Genomic DNA, 18,507 nt, shown 5'->3' on the forward strand with positions numbered 1-18,507 from the left:
GCTGGCAGCTCGACGACCCGTCCGGAGGTGAGCGTCGTGTACACCGTTGACACCTGGACGCTCGCCAACGGCATGACCGCCCGCATCGTTCTCGACGAGCACGTCGAGTCGCCCCGCGAGTGGCACACCGTCGCGACTTTGGTCCAGCTCTCCGACGACTACCTCCAGCCGGACGAACCCAACCCACTCGCCGAGGCGCTACCGAGGGCCTGGCGACGCTGCGGCGACCTGGCGCTCGTGGAACGTTGTGCCCGCGCCTACCTCGACGCCGTCGCCATCGATTGCTGGGACGACGCCACGTCGAGCGGCCGCGTCCTCGGCGTGATCACCGCGCCCGACGCGACGCGCGAACAGCTGCCGGACCCGGCGGCCACCCTGCGGGCCGAACTGGACACCTACCGGCAATGGGCCGAAGGTTGCATCTACGGCGTGATCGGGTCCGCACCCGACGGCCACGACGCAAGCATGTGGGACTGCTACGACAACGACCCACCCGACTTCCCCTACCTGCACCACCTCGCCGACGACCTCGCCGACGACGTTGCCGCGCGGCCTCTCTGCGACACCACGTGCACCGGGGAGGTGACTGCGCCGTGAGCAACGCCGTCTATCAGGTCATCACCGACCGGATCGTCGCCATGCTGGAAGCGGGAACCGCACCGTGGCGCCAACCGTGGCACGCCGCCACCAGCTGGCCGCGCTCGATCCACGGCCACCGCTACCGAGGCATTAACGTGTTCCTCACCGTGGCTGGCGACCACATCTCACCCTACTGGCTCACGCGCAAAGAGATCCGCCGACGAGGCGGCCGCAGACGCGAGGGAGAGCCCGGCACCACTCTGATCTTCTTCAAGAAGATCGAACGGGAAGACCCCGAGACCGGCGAGAAGATCCTCATCCCGATCGCCCGCTACTACCACGTCTGGAATCTCGAACAGGTTGAAGGGATCGACGCACCCGTGCCGGTCGTCGCGCCGCGCGTGCACACCGCCGACGAGCGGCACGCCGCCGCCGAGGCCATCGTCGCGGGCTACAAGGACCGGCCCGAGATCGTCGAGGCTGGCCGCAAAGCCTGCTACCAGCCCGCGCTCGACCGGATCAAGATCCCGCCACGCGCCACCTTCACCTGCCTCGACGGGTACTACGCGACCCTGTTCCACGAATTGGGGCACTCCACGGCACACCCCAGCAGGCTCGACCGACCGATCGGCTACGACTTCGGCTCCCATCCCTATGGGCGCGAGGAACTCATCGCGGAGATGACGGCCGCGTTCCTGGCTGCCGAGTCCGGGATCGAAACCACTGCCGACAACTCCGCCGCCTATTTGTCGTCGTGGATCACCACGATCCGCGAAGACGTGCGCGCCGTCGTGGTCGCCGCCACTGCGGCTCACCGTGCCACTGACCACATCCTCGGCCGCGCTAACGACCACGCCGACCACCAAGCGGCATAACCCGACCCCTCGCGTCCCCGCCGACGACCGCGCCAGGAACCGGTCGTTGGCGGGCACGCGACGTCCGAGTACCGGGCGCACGGGCACCGACGACGAACAGGAACAACATCATGACCGACATCACCGTGCCTCCGATCCCGGCATGGCTGGCCCATCTGCCGACCGTCGGTGGTCTCGTCGTCCCGTGGATCACACCACGTACCGCAGACCGGCGATACCTCTTCGGCTCCGTAGACCGCGATCGTATGGGGCAAGCGCTGCTGCGCCGGTTGTGCGGCGTGTGCGGGCGCCCCCTGGAAGACCGGTTGGTCCTACTCATGCGGCTGTCCGATCTGCCACGGCGATGCACCAACGAACCGGCGCTGCATCCCCAGTGTGCCACCTACACCATCGCGGCTTGCCCGATGGTCGGTGGACGCCGTGACCACTACCGATCCACGCCGCTAATGGTGGACACGACCATAGTGCCGCCGTCGGATTCGGCTGCCCGCCAAGGCGCGCCAGCTGAACCGTGGTTCGCCGTATGGCTGGCCACCTATGCCGTCATCACCGACCACGGCAACCTCGCCGCGTCCTACGCCGCCACCCAGGCACTGCGCATTCGGCCCATCACCTGGCGACTGCCCGGCATCCCGTGACGACCACGGCTAGCCGCACCCACGACACGCAAACCCTGCCGTTCGCGCGCTGTGTGGCGCGCACGATTCGAGAAAGGTAAACACGCGATGAGTAAAGGCACCCTCGGGCACGAGTGCGGCACTCGCGGCTGTGATCGCATCGGCTGGGGCATCTCGATTATGGTGTCCCGCCCCAGTATCTACCGGTGCGCAGCGTGCCACGAATGCATCGACGCGCTCGCCCCCGAATGGATACCGGGGATGACCGACCGCGACGCCTACGAGGCCCGTAACCGGGCCATCGGGGAAATGGACGCGGCCACCCTGCGCCGGGATGCCGCCCCGATCCTGGCGCGCATCAACGCCGCACGGGAGGCCTATTTCCGGCTGGCCGACCTCATCGGTGCCACGGCCGCCGAGCAGGCTGTCACCGCGATCGTGGAGGCCGGGGACCGGGTGATCGATGTGACGGTGATCAACTGGTGGCGGCCTACCGCTGGCCCGAGTATCACCGCGCGATGGCCCCGGAACCGGCGCGGTACGCGTTCACGCACGCGTGGCCGATCACTGTCAACGGCCTGCGCATCGGCACCGTACGCCGAGTCCTGGTCGGACTAAACGAGCGTTACGTCGCTCACGATCTTGCGGGCGGCTCCATCCGCCCCGACCTTCATGCGGAGGATCAGCCGACCTTCGACTCCCCGCACGAGGCCGCGCGGGCACTCGCCGCCTACACGTCCCGGATGGGCTGGGACGACCAGACCTAAACCACTCACGGGTCCAAATACGGCGGCCCATGCATCGCGGGTCATCGCGCAGGCCGCCCTCATTTCCACCGACTCCGCGCACCGCGCAGGCGTCTTTCGCAGAAAGGCTGACATCCCGATGAGTAGACACGCCGACCACGACCCGGTCACGGCCGCGCGTACCCACGCCGACCGCGAACGCGCTCGCGCCGATGCGGCCGGGGGACTCGCCAAGTTGCAAGCCGCCAGCTTAGCGGAAATGGCACGCTATGCGGAGGAGCTGCGCTGCCAGATATCGGACCTCACCACCGACGCGCACACGCTGTGCCGCTGCTCGCCGTATCCCCCAGACGGATTGCGCTACGTCACCGAGCGCATGGCCCGCATGGCTGACACCATGGCGCGCGCGGCGGCCGGCTACGCCCGCGCCCGCGAGAGCGACATGGCCTACCCAACGATCCTGGCTGATCTCGAGGCCCACGGCTGGATCGCACGCCCCGATCACGAGCTCGATGGCATCCTGCCCCCGATCCCTATCACGGAATTGCGCAGAGAGAATCGCGGCTACCGGCGCGGCTGGAGCCGGGGAACGCAGACCCTGACGTTCTGGTTCACCGGTCCCTACGCGCTGGCCTATGCGCACGCCAGCGGACGGGGCCGCCTGCACGACACGACCGAGGTTCACGCTGTGATCACCTCGTCACCGGACGGAACGTTGCGCGGTGGTGAGGGCGCGAGGAGTCGCTGCGCGGCCGACCGCGTGCCATTCGACGCCAACTTCACCCAGGTTGCTGAGTACCTGCGCGCCGCTGGTTGGGGCGAGCCACGCAGCGTCGACCGGTGCGACGAACGCGGGATACACCGAGCCAACGGCCGAGGCACAAGCGCGGAATGGCATCGCCCCGGTGACCCCGACTTTCGGCTCAACGTCTGGGGCGTTGATGACGAGCCCGCCCACGTCCGCTACTGGGCGGGGCCGGTCACCGATCTGGGGCATCTCGAACGGATCATTCGCCACCGCTGACCAGGACGCGACGAGCGGAATGGACAACACCGTCCTGCCGCAGCACAGATGACGGAACCAGCAATCAAATCGATCGGATTCGAGGAGACACACTTTGTACACCGGCGACTGCCGAGTACGGCGGATTGACGTCGACTCGGTGCACGAACTCAACCTGGCCATGTTCGACAACATCCGAAAGGCGGGCTCGGCGGGTGCCGCGCTTGTCGAGTACTCCAAGGCGGTGCGCGGCGAGTCAGAAGACTTCCAGACCTTGATCGCCGACCTGATTGGAGATTTGCACCACCTCGCCGACGGTCTCGGCGTCGACATCGATGCCGCGATTGAGTCTGGCCGTGGCTACTACCTCACCGAATCCCAGGGCCAGCGATAGCCCTGTTGCCCATCATCTCAGCGTGGTGCGCGATCCAGCGCCCCCGCCGTTTTCTTTGCTCCAGGAGGACTCGTGTCCGAGGAACGTCTGCGCATCTCGTGGACTTTCATGCAGCAGTTCGAGATGACCACCACGAAGCAAGCACGTCGACTGTTCAGTGTGGAGCCCGCCGCCGAGCAGCGGTTGCCACGTACGGCATGGATCGAAGCGTGCCGACTCCAGGAACTCGTGGAGTCGGCACCTGTAGAGCGCCTCATCGATCTGATCAAGGAACACGCGCACGTGCTTGACGAGGCCATGTGCTTGATCGAGGACGACGAGGCCGAGCACACACGCCGGATCGACAACATCGAGATTGCCTAGCGACGCCGCTGCGAACTTTCACCGGTGCGATTCCCCGGTCCCCCGGAACTGGGGTCTGCGCGACCCGCCACATATTCCTGTCCCTTACCGCGCCCTGACACATGATTGACGCAACTTGAGGAGTCCTCATGAACGACGAGATTCGACGGGCACGGGCGTACCTGCTCCGCGTCGCGGAACCACCGGCTCCGGCCTTGGCGGAGTTCGTCGCCCAACACGGTCCGGCCACGGCCGCCGAGCAGGTCCGGCGGGGCGACGTCCCGGAACCCGTCGCACGCGAGACCGGCGTACGACGCGAACTTACCCTGGCCGACCGGGACCTGGACGAGGCCGAGCGGCTTGGCGCTCGCCTGGTGATCCCCGAAGATGACGAGTGGCCCACCGGACCGCTCGACTCTCTCGACCGGGCCGAACGCTGGGGCGCCGAGGGCATGGCCGCGCCGATCGCCCTGTGGGTGCGCGGGCCCGCGCGGCTGAACGAGGCCGCCGAGCAGGCCGTCGCCATCGTCGGCTCCCGCGCCGCCACCGAGTACGGCGAGCACACCGCCGGTGAGCTGGCCTACGCGCTGGCGGGCCACGGTGTCGCGGTCTTTTCCGGCGCAGCCTACGGAATCGACGGTGCGGCGCACAGAGGGTCCCTCGCCGCGGGCGGGGTCACGGTCGCGGTGCTCGGGTGCGCGCTCGACGCCGGGTATCCGGCGGGTCACGTCGGCCTGCTCAACCGCGCTGCTGAACGCGGGGCGGTTGTGAGTGAGTACCCGCCGGGCACGCCGCCCGCCCGGCACAGGCTGTTGGTTCGCAACCGGTTGCTCGCCGCGTTGACGGCGGGAACCGTTGTGGTTGAGGCGGGTGTGCGCAGCGGAGCCCGCAACACCGCCGCAGCGGCAGCCGCGCTGGACAAGCCGGTGATGGCCGTGCCAGGGCCGATCAGCTCGGCGATGTCGAAGGGCTGCCACGACCTCATCCGTACTGGCACGGCCACCTTGATCACCACTGCCGACCACATCATCGACGCAATCCGCTAACGGCGACCGCGACGACCACGCGGTCTTACCGGGACGGCCCCGGCACGCGCCATGGGAGCGCGTGCCGGGAGCCGTCCTCACATTGGTCGCGTCACTTCATTCATCCGTATGCGAAAAGGAGATTCGTCATGCTCAAATTCGGATACAACCGTGGGCTCCCGGACGGTACCGACACCGCGTGGGGATGCCGTGCCATCGTCGCGCAGGACGGGTTTGTCGATGTGCCCCCGGATCGCACGGACCTCGCCGGTCCGCGCGCCGATGAGTTGCTGTTCCACCTGCAGCACCACGTCGGTCACGCCTGGCGGGAGCGCGCCAGCGAGCTGTTGCGCGCGGGCGACATCGACATCCGCCGTGGGGGCGACGTCACCTTGTACGAAGACCACGCCGTCGTGATCAAAGCCAACACCAACGGCAGCGGCGGCTACCTCTACGTGTGCGCCTACCTACGTTGAGCCGAAGGGAGATCGTCACATGACCACGCGAACCCTGGGCTGCGCCGAGCTATACGGCCGGTTGCGCCACGTCGTCAACCAGATGGGTCCGCAACGGCGAACCCGTCGGTACACCGACGACCTGTTGCCCTCCTACTTCACCGAGGGCGGAGGACCGGCCGACTTGCACGGCCACGTGCTCCACGGCCTCGGCATCACCGCGGACACGGTAGGCCTCAGCACCCTGAACGTCGAGGGAGCCGAGGTCGCCTACCCGGGATTCGGCTTCACACTCACCGAGAAAGCAATCCGCCTCGCCCAGTTCTCCCAGGAATTCGAAGAGACCTGGACCTGGGGTGATGCCGTCGAGACCGCCACACGCCTGGCGCATCAACTCGACGACACCGCGGAGGACTGCAGACTCGGCGACTTTGCACTCCTTGCCGTACTGCGCCACGTCGCCGACCGGCACCCGCCGGAGATGACACCCCTGCCGGGTTGGCTGCCCTACGACACTCCGCTGTTCATCGACGGGTATCCGACCACGCTTCTGGGGCACGCTGCTGCCGATCTCCACGTGAACGCAGTCGATGCCTCGCGCCTGGGAGAAACCCGAGCCGTCGACCTCTTTCACACCCTCGGGTGGCAGCTCTCGCCCCGCGCCCAAGCGCTGGCCGACACCGTGCAACACCACGAATCCCACGGCGAGAGCTGGCCCAGTGCCGTCACCTCCACCGAACACACCTTTCTCGACCACCTCGACCGAGGGGAATGGGACCGATGACATCACACAGCTACGACCCCTACCGGCGCGCGATCACGTGCGCCCGCTTCGAACGCGCGGCCGCAGACCGCGACCGCCGAACTCCGCCGCCCACAACCCCGGCGGCGCGCCACCGTGCGGCGCGCGCCCAGCAAGCCCGCCTTGACAATGCCACCGAAATGGCACGCGCACTGCTCGACTTCGACATCGCCATGCGCGCAGGGCAGGCGCTTCCAGCGAACTGGCTCAGGGACACGCACTCGCGGTGAGCCCGCTGCGCTGGCCCTGTTTCTGACGATGCCGTCCCCTTTCCACGATTCGGAGAACGCACCATGACTGACCCTGACAGCGGGCCGCTGAACGGACACAGCCTCATCCGTGATGACGACCTGGCCTTGCTCTGGCTTTCCACCGCCAGCTTCGTGCTCCAGCAGCTCGGAGCCAGCCGCGTGATCATCCCGTCCGACTTCGAGCGCGTGGGGTGCGTGATCGTGCTCGCGCGGCTCTTCACGGAGCACAAGACGGTGCTGCCCGAGTCAGCGGCACCACTGATCGAACTCCTCGCCTCGGCTGCCATCGACCTGATGGAAGTCAGCGGCCACTAATTCGTCGCGCATGAGGCTCAAGAAATCTGCGAACCCGCACGCTTCCGCCCGCGTGCAGACGAAGGTCGCCAGTGGCGAGCGCGGAGGTAACGGCTGGTGGCCTGATTGGTCGCGCTGGGCGCCCCGCCACCTCGTCCTGATGACGATCTGACGCAATAGCTCGCGACGCCGCTGCGCCCGATCGGAGCTCGCCGCCAGCGACACCCCCGGAAACACCGGTACGCGATCCGCCTCGGCCGCACCCGCTGGCGAACGGACCCGCACGACCATCGACCTCACCATCGGCCCGTACCCGAGGCGCGCCGCCGCTGCCTGACCGAGCTCCGCGCGAGTTCACCCGCCGCGTAACTGCCATCCGGCGCAGGCCCTCGGGACCGAGCCCGCACCCGCTACAGCGCTGAGCAGTGCACGAGAGATACCGCGCTGGCGCTGATGAGCAAACCAATCCACGAAATCTGGAAAAACGAAGGGGGTCTCCTCATGCCCGAAACAACCAACAACGATAGGGTGCTGGACCTTTGGCTCGACGTAACCCGCGCTCTGAAAGGCGTCTCGCGGCAAATCGAGTGGGCCGAAGACGAGATACAGCAAGCGATGGAGCGGCACCCCTCAGAGCGTGACGTTCTATACCACAGCTTTCCTCTTCTCAATCCGACACACAAGCTCATGGCAACGGAGTTCGTGTACCGATCGCACTGCCGGGAGATCTTGGAACGTCTGGTCACGGGCGCGGACACGCGACCTGGCACGGCCGCCGAGGTGTGCTGCCTCTGCTGCGACATGAGCCTCCGCGCCCCGCTGAGTTCACCAGCCGCCGGTTTGTACCTTCGCATGTGGACTGCGGCATTCCCAGACCACCCAATGTTCGCAGAACCCAGCCAACACCACGAAGCGTTGGAAGGGTCGACGATCGACGACCTGGAGCGCACCGTACGCCGCAAGTTGAGCGTCAAGGACCGGACCCTCACCGATGTCACATGCACCGGTGAACACAACGGCGAGATCGTCCAGTGCAAGTACGCCGGTGCATGACGAACCGGATCAGTTCCAGACGGCTCTGGCCGGCCTCCACACAAGGAATAGCGATGAACAGTACGACGCTTCCCACACCCCCGCCACGTCCTTACCGCACCATCCGCGGTGTGGCCGCCAAATACCAGGTCACCTACTACGCGTCCAAGATGGCGCGGGACAAAGGCGCGAAACGTGATGCCGCCAAAGACGGCGATGTCGTCACGTGCGAGTTCTGGAGCGCGGACAATCCCCGCGATGAACTAAACCAGGGCTGGGCATGTGACCGCTCCGAGTACCCCGACTGGCGACGGGAACCGATGAACCCGTCGGACGTGCTGCCGCAGATTCACCAGCAGCTCGACCTCCAGCGAACGGCCTACTACAAGGCAACCCAGATTGCCGACTACGACCAGCGATGGCGGCTGTGGCGCGTGGCGGACGACGCCAAGCTGCGAATCACGCAGCTGCTCGCGAGGATCTTTCCGCCGCATGGCGCAGAGCCGTGGTGCAACCACGACCAGCCAACCGCGCACGAATCGCAGAACGCTCAACTGTGCGAGTGCGGGGCGATCCTCGTTGGCGGCGAGGTGTACCTGCCGACAGGGCTGCTCGCGCAGGGGGAGCGGAATCCGCAGATAGGTCGGCCATGACTCGTTGACCAGGTAAAACCGCCCGACCGGGCCATCGTAGAGTACGGTGCCCGTTCGCACCTCCAGGGATCTTCTTGGCCCGTTGGCCGGCACTGTACGGTATTGACGCCGGTCACGTGCGCAGCGTCGGAGGGGACGAGGTGGAAACGGAAGCCCAGGTCAGTCGGCACAAGAAGCGGATGGGTAGTTACCTGACGGTAACTACGTCTGACGGTACCGAGGTGGCGGGCAACACCCCTGAGAAGCTGGCAAAGGAGTGGTCGAGGTACGAGTTCGGAGATCGCTGGGGTGAGCTGTCTGACAAGGAACGGGCCGGCGACATCGCTGAGCGGCTGGACGCGATACAGGCTGCACTCGAGCCTCCGAAGGCGGAGCCGGCAGCCTTCACCGAAGAGCAGAAGGCGATCATCGCCCGCCTGAAGAGCTCACGCGCGCAAATTGCGGCGCTGGTTAGCAAGGTCGACAGCCTGCAACAGCGGCTCAGCGAGGAAGAAGCCAAGCTCGACCAGGCACAGAACGAACGGTGGAAAGAGGTCGAATCGGCTCTTCGAGAACAGATTCCACCTGGAGTAATCATAGATTCATCCGGTATCCCGAGCGCAACCTTCTATCGTCGGATCGATAAGCGCCGCGCATGAGCCAACGCGCCAGCGCAGCGCGGTGACCTCCATCTGGGGGGTATCGGTAGCGGGTGGGGCACATTTGCCATCCGGATCATGCCTGCTCGCCGCCTCACCGCCGCCGAGCTGGTGGTACTCCTCGGCCGATGGTGGACCGGCGACGACCGAACCGGAGCCGTCAACCTCGCCAAGCGTATCGAATATCTGGTGTGGCATGGGCAGCTCGGTGTCGGCGTGGAATTGCCGTCGCATCGCGACTTGGCGCGCGAGCTGGGACGGAACCGCAAACTCGTCGCCGCCGCCTACGGTCGGCTCCACGAGAGAGGAATTGTGTTCACCAATCGGACCGGCGGATCCTGGGTCCTGCACCGAGCGCCATCCGAGTTGACCACTGGTTCTCGAAACCGGTCGGTGAGCTGAGACCACGAAACGGGGAGGGACTCCATGAAGGCCCGCGCGGAGGTCGACACCGACCAGATCATCGCCGAGGTCGCCGCGGACTACGGGCTCGGCTGGGCGGACCCGCCGCAGTACGTGGTCGATGTGGGCGTACACGTGCTGCACGACGCGATGCCGCTGCTCAAGCGTGACGCGTTCCCCACCGGTTCGCTGTGGCTGAGGATCTTCACCCAGGCGTTCATCGAGTGGGCACGCGCCGAGCACCACCGGACCACCGCCGGGCAGAAGACGGCTCCCTGACCACCCCGGTATCCCCGCAGACGGCCCGGCCGTGCCTCCCGCGCGGCCGGGCCGTCGTTCGCATTCGAGACAGAGTCTGTCGCAATCCGGACACTGACGTCCTCGTACACCGGCCACCGCCTTCACTTGCCGCACGCGGACAGCTGCCTGGACGCCCGGCTCAACAGCCGTCGCTTCGGCGAGACCATCTCCCTCTCGGCTGTCACCTATGGCGGCGAGGTCACTGTCGAGTCCGATGAGCCGCGCCCGTTCTTCGCCCTCGTCGTACCGCTGTCCGGGACCGCGCTGCTGCGGCTCGGCGACGACGAGGTCCCGTGTCCGAATACTCCGGCGCGGTCGTGTCCCTGCCGACCGGTTCTGGATGAGCTGTGTCGCCTTGCATCTGATCTGGCGGTTTCTCGCGTGAGGTGGCGGTACGGCTCGCGGATTCTCACCGCAAGTGGCGGGGAGTCGTGGCGTCTCGCTCGGCCAGACGACCGCGCAGAGTGCGGTGCTGTCCCCGTCGGCCCGCCGAGACAAGGGGACGATCAGGACCCGCGGCCTCGCAACGAGACGCACCACCTTGCGAGGGCCGAAACCAAGTGACAAGGAGTGACAGATGTCCCATTTCCCTAAATCCCTGATCGGCTTGCTGGAACCGGACGGCCGGACGTTCCGGGCCCGCCTCTGCCACAGCGACGGCTACCCGACCTGCCAGGTGCCCGCGCTGGGTGTCGCCCTGCACAAGTACTACGACAGCGATCTCGACCGCTTGGTGCAGGACATCCTGCGCCACGACTGGGACTTCATCGCTCCAGACGAGGCGACCGTCGACGCCCAGGAATCCGCCCCCGGCAGCAGGAAGGCGCAGCCCTTCGCCGGGGTCGGCTACTACCTCACTGGATTCGACACGGCCCCTCGATCGGCACCCTCGACGAGAAGGTCGACGGCATGATCACCTGGCTGTACGTCCTCACCGGCAACCAGGTGCGCGTGTTCCACGCCGACGAGCGGTGGCAGGCATTCGGCGACTTCAGTGTCGCTGACCTGAAGCGCGTCGACTACGCCGCGCTGGCCCCTCGCGAGGCGGCCGTCTACAAGCGAACGCTCGCCCGCTAGCACTGACGACCCAATCCGCTGCAGGATAACGGGGGTAGGTGGCGGATTCTCAGCGAAGGTGGCGGGGGCAAGATCGCCCGTATGGTGCCGAGGAGACAGGAGAAACAGGTGGGACGATCCGGGCGCGGCGGAAGGGTTCGAGGCGGTGTTCGTCGCTGAGGACGGCGTCGAGCAGCGCGTGCCATGGGCCTTCATGCCGGATGTGCTGGCCGAGCTGGGTCGCGCGGTGCTGTCGTTCCCGTCGTACCGCAGCCAGCGGAACTACCCGGGCTGGTACTGGTCGGCCACGATGGGCGGCCGGATCGGGTTCGAGTCGTGGGTGGAGCGGGACCACCTGGTCGCGCTTATCTGAGGTGAGAATTGGTCTGAGTAATTCGTACGCCAAAGGGCGTGTCGAGCCAGCCCGAGCGTCATCGCCGTTTGTGAGCTCAATTCTTGTGCGATCCAGGATGAGGTCATATCTTCACGAGTGTGAATCTCGTCTGATCGAATATATTAGTACATGGAAATGTGGATGTGGTCGTAGTGGCATCCGGTTACGTTGGCCGGGTTGGGGCAGCCGTAGACATCGGATTGGTAGGGCACCCAGGTGGGGTTCTCGGCGGACCAGTACTGGCCTTGCCAGATCAGGTAGCGCACGCCGAAGTGTGCTTGGCGGGCGATGAGCCAGTTCGCTACGCCCCAGCCGCGTTCGACGTCCGCGGGGTTGTCCGGCTGGAAGAAGACGTCGCAGGCTTTGCCTTTCGGATGGTCGGATGAAGGGTTCCAGGAGTGCGGATCCCAGCAGGCGGCTCCGCCCGATGCCATGCCCTGGGCCTTGAGCACGCGGATGACTGCGTTGGTGCGTGGGGTGATGAAGCCGCCGTCGCGAGTTGGGTCCGGAATCGTCGCTCGCTCGATGGGCCATTCGGTCTTGAGCTCGCCGACCGGAGGCCGTGCTCGGTATGTTGTTGCGGTTTCGAGGACGTTGTGGACGTAGGTTTCGTTGTGGTTGTAGGCGAACAGGGCTCGTCGGAGGTCGCCGTCGCGAGCGCCGGAGTCGCACAGGTAGAAGGCGGCGGCGTAGATCGCGTCGTGGGGGTCGTATCGCGATGGTGGTGTTTGGCCTCCTGGCGGGAGCGTGTGGCGGGCGATAACCTCGTCGAAGGTTGGTTGGAGGAACTGCATGGGGCCGCCGGCACCCTTGTTGTTCTCGCCGCTGCGGACACCGGGCATGTTCGCTTGGCCATGGTTTGATTCGATCTTTCCGACTGCCGCGAGTACTGCCCAGTCGAGCCCGGGGCATACCGTCGCGGCGTACTGGTAGAGAGCTAGGTATTCGGCGGGTATCTCCGCCTTCGCGGTGGCGCTGGGCGCGCCCTCGCCGCCGCTGAACGTCTGCACGAAGGTTTGCGCTGCTGCCGCGACGAGGAAGATCACTACGGCGAGCATGGCCGCGCAGGCGCCAGCGAGTTTCCCCATCGCGCTCAGCGCCTTCGCCGGTACGCCGGCAGGGGTGGAGGCGTCGGCGTCGGTGGTGGCATCTCCGCACGATCAGGCAGGTCGATGGAGTCTCGTGCCGATGTTGTTGTATCCGGTGTTCCTGTTGACGATCGTGGCCATCGGGTGGAGAGGTCCGCGAGCCGGAGCCGGCCTTCGGTGGCTTTGCCTTGTAGGGGTAGCCAGCGAGCGGCGTTGGCGTCGAGGGCCTGTTCGGGCCGGACGAGGTCCGTCGCGGTGGTGGCGACGGGTACGCGCTCGCGGTGGTCCAGGGACCGGAGGGCGTCGGCGAGTATGCGCCGCGCCCCGGCCTCGCGCCGTGTGCTCGGCAGCCAGATCAGTACCGGGGTGATGATGCCTGTGTGCTCGGCGAGACGCTCGTATCCGGCGAGTTTGAATCCGAGACGTGGCAGGCGTTCGGTGCCGAAATCCCATTCGATGAACCACTCGACGTCTCGTCCGGCTTCGCGCCAGCGGCCGTATCCGTCGGGGCGCACGATGTCGCCCCAGTGGTGCGCGCAGCGGGCCGCGGACCACCAGGAGATCAGTTCTCCAATGCCGCGTTGGCGTGTTTGGCGGACCAGAGTGGTGAAGACGCTGTTGCATCCGACGGTGTGGGCGAGTTGGAGGGAGTACGCGCGGCCGATTTCGCGGTCTCGCCGGTAGTTGAGGTCGTGCGGGTCGATGCCGTGTTCGTGCGCGAGGAGGGCGGCTCCGGCGGTGTCGAGGACGTAGTGCAGGGGGTGCGATCCGCGGTCCCGGTGCGGTTGGAACCGATGGACCACACCCCAGCGGTAGAGGCTCATGAGCCGGAGGCTGGCCGCGCGCTGGCTGGGGAAGGCGAGGTCGACGATTTGATGTGTGGTGAAGACCTTGTGCTCGTATAGCATCCGCACGAGCCAGCGGTCGCGTGGGGTGAGATGACCGGCCAGCCAGGCTTGATGTTCGGCGCTGTTGACGACCCGAGGAGACGGTCGTTGCGGGCGCTGCCCTCGCAGCTCCCGCTGCGGCGTGGGATTGGAGACCGCCATGGAAACTCACCTCCTGGTAGTTGTGGAATAGGTCGGGTCAGGCCGCGCGGCGAGGATCGACGGCAGGCCGCACGGGGGGAGCGCCGCCACCGTGCTCGGTGGGGACGCTGGGGCGGGTGTTGATGCGGGCGAGTTTGCGGATCTGCCTGGCGCGTCCCGGGATGGCTTGGGGCAGTTTCTCGGTGCGTGCGGTGAAGGGTGCTGCTTCTTCGCCGGCCACGACGAGCCGTGCTGCGATGTGAAAGGCGCCCAGGTTGGCGAGGTCATGTTCAGACAGTCGTGGCTGGGTGTGCCTGGCGAGGTCTCGAGCGTCCTCGGGGGAGGCGTTGAAAATGATCTTTGTGCGGGCGTTGCTGGAGATGCCTTCTGCGAGTTCGCGAGGGAGTTGGCGGAGGTATTGGTGTGCGAGCACGATGGACATGTGGTAACCCCGTGCCTCGGCGAGCATGTCCTCGATCGGGTAGGCGAGGTTCAAAAAGCTGTGGCATTCGTCGATGTAGAGGGCGGCGTCGTGGCGTTGCCGCTGGGGGATGCGGGCACGGTTGGTCGCGGCCTGCCAGGCTCGGGCGACCACAATGGATCCGATCAGGCGCGCGGTGTCGATGCCTAACGCGCCTTTGGAGATGCGGACTAGACAGATTCCGCCGTCGAGCACGGTGTCCATGTCGATGGTGGACGGTCCGCCGGCGATGGCTGCGTGAACGAAGGGGCGCAGCAAGAGTCCGCGGATCTTGTTCATCAACGGGGCGACGACCTGGGATCGGCTGGCGTCAGAAAGTTCGTCGTACCACTTCCAGAAGCCGAGGAGCACGTCGTCGTCGATCTGGTCGAGGGCACGTTGCCGGAACGCGGGCACGGCGAGGAGCTTGGGCAGATCCGCGAGGGTGGGCGTGCCGGGTATTGCGCGCAGGGTGAGCAGGCCCGAGCGGAGGACGTCTTCGGTGCGGGGTCCCCAGCTCGCGGCGTATACGCGGGAGAAGATCGACACCAGGTGGTCGACGGTGCGCCCGGTGTCGGCGCCTTCCAGGGGATTGAGTATCGGTGGGCGAGCGCGGCTGTCGGCGTCGAACAGCGCGACGCGCTCGCCGAGCCGGGCTGGCAGCCGGGTCAGGACGTCGGTGATCAGGTCACCTTTGGGATCGACCACAACCAGGCCCCGGCCGGCGTTGGCGTCGGCCAAGATCATGCGCGCCATCAGTTCCGACTTGCCGGAGCCCGTCGCGCCGAGGATGTGCACGTGATGGCGAGCGTCGGCGGCCCGTAGTCCCACTGGCCGGGAGTGCCCGGAATCGGTCAGGCCGAGCGGTTTGATGTCCGGGCCGCTGGTGGGGATGCCGGGTGGGGGCGGGACGGCCCGGGCTCCCGCGCGCTGCAGCCCGGGAACCGCGTCATCGATGGGGATGTGCGCGAGCGTGGCGAGTTCGGGTATCGAGAGGAGATCGCCGGCGGGGAGGCGTCGTTCGTTCAGCACTGTCAGGGGGTGGCGCAGCCTGGCCCTGCGGTAGTAGTTGTGTTCGGTGAAGGTCGCGAAGGCGCTGGCGAGGGCGTGTGCTCGGCCACGCACGTGGTCCCGGATGGCCGCTCGCTCGGTCGCGGTGGCGTCGGTGGGCGTGGTGGTGGCGATGGCGTAGCGGATCCGGGTCTCGTACTGTGGTCCGCGTTGTTTGGTCACGATCGCCCGGTCTTGGGCGTTCCACGCGAGCGAGGTCTGGTGATCAACCACGGGATCTATGGGCGTCGCGCGGCGCGGGCCGGTGCGCGGGGTCAACAGGTCGAGGAGTCGGCTGAGGAGTCGTACCGGGCTGCCGGATCGTACCCGGCGGGCGGCGCGGCGGGCGCGGCGGACGCGGGCGCCGGTGACCGGGCGGGCGAGGATCTGGACTGCGGCCTGTTCGTGGGCGGCGAGTCCGGTCGGGGCGCCGAGGAGGGCGCGGATCGGGTCGGTGGGGAAGTCGTACCGAATGGGCAGGGCTTCGCTGCGCGCGAGCCGCAACTCGCCTCCGGCCGTGTGGATGCTCGTATCGGGTGGCGGGGTTGGCGGGATCGGTGGTGTTGCTGGTGTGGTACGGGTGTGGGCGCCGGGCCACGCCGCCTCGATCGCGCGCTCCACCATGCCCGGCGGCACGATCCCGGGCACCCAGATCTGCACGGTGAGCCCGGTGTTGGTGAAGAGGTATTCCCACGCGATGTGGGGCTGGCCGTGGAGGCGTCGCGCCCATCCTGGTCGAAGCAGGCCGACCACGTTGGAGTACAGGGCGCTGGCTCCGTCCGGGTCGACGCTGGGCGGGGCGAGGACGCGCACCACGCGCGCGTCCTTTGCCATCCGATCATGGCGGCGTCGCCGCCACCAGCGTTGGCCGGCGAAGGCGACGGTCGCCGCGAGTGCGCCGGTCGGTCCAACGATCGGTCCCCAGGACAACAGCCAGTGCTGGAAGGCCTCGACGATCGCGTGCAGCCCCGCGCCGGGATCGCGGAGGTAGTCCTCGAGTGGTGACGCCAGGTCAGGCACAGCCCGGCTGGCGAGCGTGGTGGAGTGGGAGAAAGGCATCGTAGCTCCCTGCGGTGGGCCGGCCGGTGGAACGGTGCACCTTCCTGGTGGACAGCGGCGGGTTGTCCGGAACGCGCGAACTAGCCGGCGTCGAGGTCGATGGAGGCGTGCCGCTCATCGCAGTTGTCGTCGTCGGGGAGGGCGAGCTCGACGTAGACGTCGTCGGAGTTCCGCTCGGACTCCGGCAACGTTGCGAGGAACTCTGGGGAAGTCGTGACCAGGACGTGTTCTTGGGGCGAGGCCAAGGATTGGAAGGCGACGCGCTGATTCCCTGTGGAGAGCAGCGCTTGTCCTTGATCGGCACTGAGGAGGAATTGCTTCTCCCCGGCTGAGAGGTTGAAGGTTGTCGCGACCTCGTCGATGGCCTGGGTTGCCTGCCGCAGGAGGATCTGGGTGGCGCTGTTGGAGACGATCGACTTGCCGAGCTCGCTGCCGAGTACGTCGCCGACATCCTGCGTCGCTAGCGTCAAGCCAGCCCAGTGCTTCCGGAAGGATTTTCCCATCCGGAAGAGGAACTCAGCGCCGGTCTGGTTCTGCAGGAGCAGCCAGCCCTCGTCGACCACGACGATGCGCGGACGCCGGATCGTGGGATGGGATATGTGGCGCCACAACCGGTCCAGCACCAGTAGCGTGCCGATAGGCTTGAGTTCGGGCGCGAGATCCCGCAGTGACCAGACCACGAGATGCCCCTCCGGGCGAGTCGTCGTCGGGCCGGAGAACAGGTCCGAGAAGCTGCCCTCCACAAAGGGGTGCAGTCGACCGGCCAAGTCCCGAGCGGTCGCGTTATCGGTCTGCGCAAGAGTGTGGGCGAGGTCGGCGAGCAACGGTGCACCACGTGCCCACGTTCGGGGGTCGGCGGTGATACCCGCTCGCTGGTAGGTGGCCGTGATGGCGCGGTCGAGCACGGAGCGCTCTGGTGCGGTGAGCTCGGTGCCCAGGAGTACCGCGGTCACCGTGTGCAGGAACAGCGACCGGCGGGTGAGCGCGTCACGCGGTGCCGTGCGCTGGCCGTCGGGGCGGGTGTGGATGGGCAGATCGAGCGGATTGAGCCGGACGTTGTCGGCGCCGAGGTGCACGTAGGTGCCGCCGACCGCCTCGCAGAGCCGCCGGTATTCGTCTTCGGGGTCGACGACATGGATTTCGATGCCGCGATACAGGTTTCGTAGGAGCTCCAGCTTGACCAAATAGGACTTTCCTGCTCCTGATCGCCCTAGGATGACGCTGTTGTGGTTGTCCAGGCCGGAGAACCGGTCGTGGTGCACCAGGCCCTGGCTACCGACGTTGAACCCGTAGAGCACCCCGGAGGGCGCGCTGACCGAGGCCGGGTCGGGCGGCGGCAGGTCGGGGGACACAAAGGGAAAACCGGCGGCGAGCGCGCTGGTATCCAGCGTGCGGCGCATGCCGATGAGGTCCAGAGCAAATGGGAGCGTCGAGACCCACCCCTGTAGCGCGCGATAGGTGGTGGGTTGGGCATCGAGCAGCAAGCTGGCGGCCAGCGAGCGCACGGCGCCGACCTCCTCGGCGAGCAGTGCTCGGCTGGGCGCGTGCACCGTGAGGTAGAGCCCGAGTTTGAACAGCTTGCCCTCACCGCGCGCGACCCGGGCACTGAGGTCGTAGGCGTCCTCGGTGGCCACTTCCACCGCGGGATCGTGCAATTGCCCCTTCTCGCTGGTGCGACGGCGGCCACTCTCAAGTTTGGCAAGCTGGCGCTGCAGCCGCGCGGCGGCCGTGACGGGGTCAACGGGTTCGATGTGCAGGCTGACATCCAGCCGCCCCGGGTAGGTCAATAGTGGCTGCAGCCACCCCGCGCGGACCTCACGGGGATAGCCGGTGATCGCGAAGGAGGCCACGTACTCGCCGCCAACCTCCAGGTACCGCGAGCTGATCGACAGCGAGTCCGGGGTGAACGCTGCCGCGCGGCCGGGCTGAGCGTCGGTCAGGGTGCCGCGGGCCTTTCGCCGCAT

Annotated in this window: 24 protein-coding genes and 1 pseudogene; 21 read left to right on the forward strand and 4 right to left on the reverse strand. The window is 67.0% G+C overall.

The window, feature by feature from the left end; translation table 11 throughout:
- The first annotated feature begins 36 nt into the window (after window positions 1-36).
- From BAY60_RS37230 to BAY60_RS19930, 21 genes and pseudogenes are all read left to right on the forward strand, one after another.
- The gene (locus BAY60_RS37230) at window positions 37-597 is read left to right on the forward strand and encodes a hypothetical protein (protein WP_170160478.1); all 561 of its coding nucleotides are present in this window, start codon (window positions 37-39) and stop codon (window positions 595-597) included.
- Window positions 594-1,454 (forward strand): ArdC family protein, encoded by an 861-nt coding sequence (locus BAY60_RS19845; RefSeq protein ID WP_170160479.1) that lies wholly within the window; start codon window positions 594-596, stop codon window positions 1,452-1,454. The genes BAY60_RS37230 and BAY60_RS19845 overlap by 4 nt, the downstream gene beginning before the upstream one ends.
- A gap of 110 nt (window positions 1,455-1,564) precedes the next feature.
- The gene (locus tag BAY60_RS19850) at window positions 1,565-2,092 is read left to right on the forward strand and encodes an LIM domain-containing protein (protein WP_112282556.1); all 528 of its coding nucleotides are present in this window, start codon (window positions 1,565-1,567) and stop codon (window positions 2,090-2,092) included.
- A 240-nt stretch (window positions 2,093-2,332) separates the two neighbouring features.
- Complete coding sequence (locus tag BAY60_RS19855; RefSeq protein ID WP_112282557.1) at window positions 2,333-2,689, forward strand: hypothetical protein; 357 nt, start codon at window positions 2,333-2,335, stop codon at window positions 2,687-2,689.
- A gap of 267 nt (window positions 2,690-2,956) precedes the next feature.
- Complete coding sequence (locus tag BAY60_RS19860; RefSeq protein ID WP_112282558.1) at window positions 2,957-3,841, forward strand: hypothetical protein; 885 nt, start codon at window positions 2,957-2,959, stop codon at window positions 3,839-3,841.
- Window positions 3,842-3,935: 94 nt separating this feature from the next.
- Window positions 3,936-4,214: a hypothetical protein gene (locus tag BAY60_RS19865; RefSeq protein WP_112282559.1), complete on the forward strand. Its 279-nt coding sequence runs from the start codon at window positions 3,936-3,938 to the stop codon at window positions 4,212-4,214.
- 72 nt (window positions 4,215-4,286) lie between these two features.
- Window positions 4,287-4,577 carry a hypothetical protein gene (locus BAY60_RS19870; RefSeq protein WP_112282560.1) on the forward strand — a complete coding sequence of 97 codons (291 nt, stop codon included), beginning with the start codon at window positions 4,287-4,289 and terminating at the stop codon, window positions 4,575-4,577.
- 128 nt (window positions 4,578-4,705) lie between these two features.
- Window positions 4,706-5,596, forward strand: a pseudogene (gene dprA, locus BAY60_RS19875) (DNA-processing protein DprA); the annotation flags it as partial.
- Window positions 5,597-5,730: 134 nt separating this feature from the next.
- Window positions 5,731-6,057, forward strand: a complete 327-nt coding sequence (locus BAY60_RS19880; protein WP_112282562.1) for a hypothetical protein — start codon at window positions 5,731-5,733, stop codon at window positions 6,055-6,057.
- 19 nt (window positions 6,058-6,076) lie between these two features.
- Window positions 6,077-6,820 (forward strand): hypothetical protein, encoded by a 744-nt coding sequence (locus BAY60_RS19885; protein WP_112282563.1) that lies wholly within the window; start codon window positions 6,077-6,079, stop codon window positions 6,818-6,820.
- Window positions 6,817-7,068 (forward strand): hypothetical protein, encoded by a 252-nt coding sequence (locus BAY60_RS36830; protein ID WP_146771049.1) that lies wholly within the window; start codon window positions 6,817-6,819, stop codon window positions 7,066-7,068. Before BAY60_RS19885 ends, BAY60_RS36830 begins: the two co-directional genes overlap by 4 nt.
- 63 nt (window positions 7,069-7,131) lie before the next feature.
- Entirely contained in the window at window positions 7,132-7,404 is a 273-nt protein-coding gene (locus BAY60_RS19890) for a hypothetical protein (RefSeq protein ID WP_112282564.1), read from the forward strand.
- A 432-nt stretch (window positions 7,405-7,836) separates the two neighbouring features.
- Window positions 7,837-8,436, forward strand: a complete 600-nt coding sequence (locus BAY60_RS19895) for a hypothetical protein (RefSeq protein ID WP_146771050.1) — start codon at window positions 7,837-7,839, stop codon at window positions 8,434-8,436.
- A 110-nt stretch (window positions 8,437-8,546) separates the two neighbouring features.
- Window positions 8,547-9,068 (forward strand): hypothetical protein, encoded by a 522-nt coding sequence (locus BAY60_RS19900; RefSeq protein WP_112282566.1) that lies wholly within the window; start codon window positions 8,547-8,549, stop codon window positions 9,066-9,068.
- A gap of 140 nt (window positions 9,069-9,208) precedes the next feature.
- Window positions 9,209-9,706, forward strand: coding sequence for a hypothetical protein (locus BAY60_RS19905; protein ID WP_147239484.1), 498 nt, complete (start codon window positions 9,209-9,211; stop codon window positions 9,704-9,706).
- A 78-nt stretch (window positions 9,707-9,784) separates the two neighbouring features.
- A complete protein-coding gene (locus BAY60_RS19910; RefSeq protein ID WP_112282568.1) occupies window positions 9,785-10,108 on the forward strand; it encodes a GntR family transcriptional regulator in 324 nt (107 codons plus the stop codon).
- Window positions 10,109-10,132: 24 nt separating this feature from the next.
- Window positions 10,133-10,387: a hypothetical protein gene (locus tag BAY60_RS19915; RefSeq protein ID WP_112282569.1), complete on the forward strand. Its 255-nt coding sequence runs from the start codon at window positions 10,133-10,135 to the stop codon at window positions 10,385-10,387.
- 93 nt (window positions 10,388-10,480) lie between these two features.
- Window positions 10,481-10,972: an AraC-like ligand-binding domain-containing protein gene (locus tag BAY60_RS38620; RefSeq protein WP_425466481.1), complete on the forward strand. Its 492-nt coding sequence runs from the start codon at window positions 10,481-10,483 to the stop codon at window positions 10,970-10,972.
- Between the two features lie 13 nt (window positions 10,973-10,985).
- Window positions 10,986-11,321, forward strand: a complete 336-nt coding sequence (locus BAY60_RS19925) for a hypothetical protein (RefSeq protein WP_112282571.1) — start codon at window positions 10,986-10,988, stop codon at window positions 11,319-11,321.
- Window positions 11,318-11,485 carry a hypothetical protein gene (locus BAY60_RS37235; RefSeq protein ID WP_170160481.1) on the forward strand — a complete coding sequence of 56 codons (168 nt, stop codon included), beginning with the start codon at window positions 11,318-11,320 and terminating at the stop codon, window positions 11,483-11,485. Before BAY60_RS19925 ends, BAY60_RS37235 begins: the two co-directional genes overlap by 4 nt.
- 145 nt (window positions 11,486-11,630) lie before the next feature.
- Window positions 11,631-11,837 (forward strand): hypothetical protein, encoded by a 207-nt coding sequence (locus tag BAY60_RS19930; RefSeq protein ID WP_211330402.1) that lies wholly within the window; start codon window positions 11,631-11,633, stop codon window positions 11,835-11,837.
- Between the two features lie 143 nt (window positions 11,838-11,980).
- Here the strand turns inward: BAY60_RS19930 and BAY60_RS19935 are convergent, their stop codons facing one another.
- From BAY60_RS19935 to BAY60_RS19950, 4 genes are all read right to left on the reverse strand, one after another.
- Window positions 11,981-12,946: a VldE C-terminal domain-containing protein gene (locus BAY60_RS19935; RefSeq protein WP_112282572.1), complete on the reverse strand. Its 966-nt coding sequence runs from the start codon at window positions 12,944-12,946 to the stop codon at window positions 11,981-11,983.
- Window positions 12,947-12,951: 5 nt separating this feature from the next.
- Window positions 12,952-13,995 carry a replication-relaxation family protein gene (locus BAY60_RS19940; RefSeq protein ID WP_112282573.1) on the reverse strand — a complete coding sequence of 348 codons (1,044 nt, stop codon included), beginning with the start codon at window positions 13,993-13,995 and terminating at the stop codon, window positions 12,952-12,954.
- 37 nt (window positions 13,996-14,032) lie between these two features.
- Entirely contained in the window at window positions 14,033-16,543 is a 2,511-nt protein-coding gene (locus tag BAY60_RS19945; RefSeq protein ID WP_112282574.1) for a DUF8128 domain-containing protein, read from the reverse strand.
- Between the two features lie 80 nt (window positions 16,544-16,623).
- Window positions 16,624-18,507 (reverse strand): VirB4 family type IV secretion system protein, encoded by a 1,884-nt coding sequence (locus BAY60_RS19950; RefSeq protein ID WP_112282591.1) that lies wholly within the window; start codon window positions 18,505-18,507, stop codon window positions 16,624-16,626.

The organism is Prauserella muralis, from assembly GCF_003202285.1.
Lineage (GTDB): Bacteria > Actinomycetota > Actinomycetes > Mycobacteriales > Pseudonocardiaceae > Prauserella_B > Prauserella_B muralis.

What these genes read in the sequence shown, in the direction of transcription:
- BAY60_RS19850 (WP_112282556.1), top strand. Translation starts at nt 1,565, where the DNA reads ATGACCGACATCACCGTGCCTCCGATCCCGGCATGGCTGGCCCATCTG.
- BAY60_RS19855 (WP_112282557.1), top strand. Translation starts at nt 2,333, where the DNA reads ATGACCGACCGCGACGCCTACGAGGCCCGTAACCGGGCCATCGGGGAA.
- BAY60_RS19860 (WP_112282558.1), top strand. Translation starts at nt 2,957, where the DNA reads ATGAGTAGACACGCCGACCACGACCCGGTCACGGCCGCGCGTACCCAC.
- BAY60_RS19880 (WP_112282562.1), top strand. Translation starts at nt 5,731, where the DNA reads ATGCTCAAATTCGGATACAACCGTGGGCTCCCGGACGGTACCGACACC.
- BAY60_RS19885 (WP_112282563.1), top strand. Translation starts at nt 6,077, where the DNA reads ATGACCACGCGAACCCTGGGCTGCGCCGAGCTATACGGCCGGTTGCGC.
- BAY60_RS36830 (WP_146771049.1), top strand. Translation starts at nt 6,817, where the DNA reads ATGACATCACACAGCTACGACCCCTACCGGCGCGCGATCACGTGCGCC.
- BAY60_RS19890 (WP_112282564.1), top strand. Translation starts at nt 7,132, where the DNA reads ATGACTGACCCTGACAGCGGGCCGCTGAACGGACACAGCCTCATCCGT.
- BAY60_RS19895 (WP_146771050.1), top strand. Translation starts at nt 7,837, where the DNA reads ATGAGCAAACCAATCCACGAAATCTGGAAAAACGAAGGGGGTCTCCTC.
- BAY60_RS19910 (WP_112282568.1), top strand. Translation starts at nt 9,785, where the DNA reads ATGCCTGCTCGCCGCCTCACCGCCGCCGAGCTGGTGGTACTCCTCGGC.
- BAY60_RS19915 (WP_112282569.1), top strand. Translation starts at nt 10,133, where the DNA reads ATGAAGGCCCGCGCGGAGGTCGACACCGACCAGATCATCGCCGAGGTC.
- BAY60_RS19925 (WP_112282571.1), top strand. Translation starts at nt 10,986, where the DNA reads ATGTCCCATTTCCCTAAATCCCTGATCGGCTTGCTGGAACCGGACGGC.
- BAY60_RS37235 (WP_170160481.1), top strand. Translation starts at nt 11,318, where the DNA reads ATGATCACCTGGCTGTACGTCCTCACCGGCAACCAGGTGCGCGTGTTC.
- BAY60_RS19935 (WP_112282572.1), bottom strand. Translation starts at nt 12,946, where the DNA reads ATGGGGAAACTCGCTGGCGCCTGCGCGGCCATGCTCGCCGTAGTGATC.
- BAY60_RS19940 (WP_112282573.1), bottom strand. Translation starts at nt 13,995, where the DNA reads ATGGCGGTCTCCAATCCCACGCCGCAGCGGGAGCTGCGAGGGCAGCGC.
- BAY60_RS19945 (WP_112282574.1), bottom strand. Translation starts at nt 16,543, where the DNA reads ATGCCTTTCTCCCACTCCACCACGCTCGCCAGCCGGGCTGTGCCTGAC.
- BAY60_RS19950 (WP_112282591.1), bottom strand. Translation starts at nt 18,507, where the DNA reads ATGCGGCGAAAGGCCCGCGGCACCCTGACCGACGCTCAGCCCGGCCGC.